Annotated in this window: 2 protein-coding genes; one reads left to right on the top strand and one right to left on the bottom strand. The window is 45.2% G+C overall.

What is annotated here, in order from left to right:
* On the top strand, window positions 1-286 hold a 286-nt coding region (locus tag A3762_RS06740; protein ID WP_197469099.1), incomplete at its 5' end, for a laccase domain-containing protein.
* Window positions 287-296: 10 nt separating this feature from the next.
* Here the strand turns inward: A3762_RS06740 and A3762_RS06735 are convergent.
* A partial coding sequence (locus A3762_RS06735) for a carbohydrate binding domain-containing protein (protein WP_231878749.1) occupies window positions 297-849 on the bottom strand: 553 nt, incomplete at its 5' end.

The raw sequence follows: 849 nt of genomic DNA, 5'->3' as shown, positions 1-849 counted from the left end.
TTTGGGACCGACCATTTCTCAGTTAGGGTTTCAGGTTGGCGCTGAAGTAAAGGATCAGTTCGTATCGATTGATGCTGACTTTGATGCTGCGTTTTTGCCAGAGAACGAGAGCGACAAACTCATGTGTAATTTGTATGCGATTGCTCGAATGATCTTACGAAAGGCAGGCGTTAGCAAAGTCTACGGTGGAGGATTTTGTACCTTTGCTCAGTCCGAGCGTTTTTATTCTTTTCGTCGAGATGGGCATGTATCGGGGAGAATGGCCTCCCTCATTTACTTGTCATAAGCCAACAGGCTTAATCAAGTCTTAGATGATCAAAATACAGTGAGAATCCTTGCTCCGGTTTTGCGGAGAAAAGTGCAAGGCTCTGAATGTGTTTCATATCCATTGCTCTGCCTTGTGGCGCTTCACTTATTTCGGAAAGTGGAATCGATATTTTGTTCACGCCTTTTTGTATTTCGAAGCTGCGATTGAAGCGATCAACATACTCATGGTTATGTGTTTTGTCGTGTATTCGGAGTGTTAGTTTCTGTGGTGTGTCTGATTTCGAAAAAATATCAATGCGGAATTGATTGAAGTCAGACCAGTCGTCGTGAATATGCGGCACGCTAAACCCAGGGTATGTCGTGGTGGCAAAGTCCACTTTGAGCGTGGTGCTCGGGTTGTCCCAACCCTTTGGCTTGCTTACTAAGCTTAAGCTTGCTTTATCTCCTGGTCTGTAAAGGCGCATTTGCCACGCGTGCTCGAAATTGAGTAATGACGGAAGCTCTGCTTGACGTTGATACAGTGTGTAGGCGCCATGAGCTGGGACAAACATTGCACTAAAGAGTAAAAACAGCGCGAAGAAT

Source organism: Oleiphilus sp. HI0125 (genome assembly GCF_001635355.1).
Note: the sequence above shows the minus strand (reverse complement) of the source record. Positions and strands in the feature narration are given on the sequence as shown.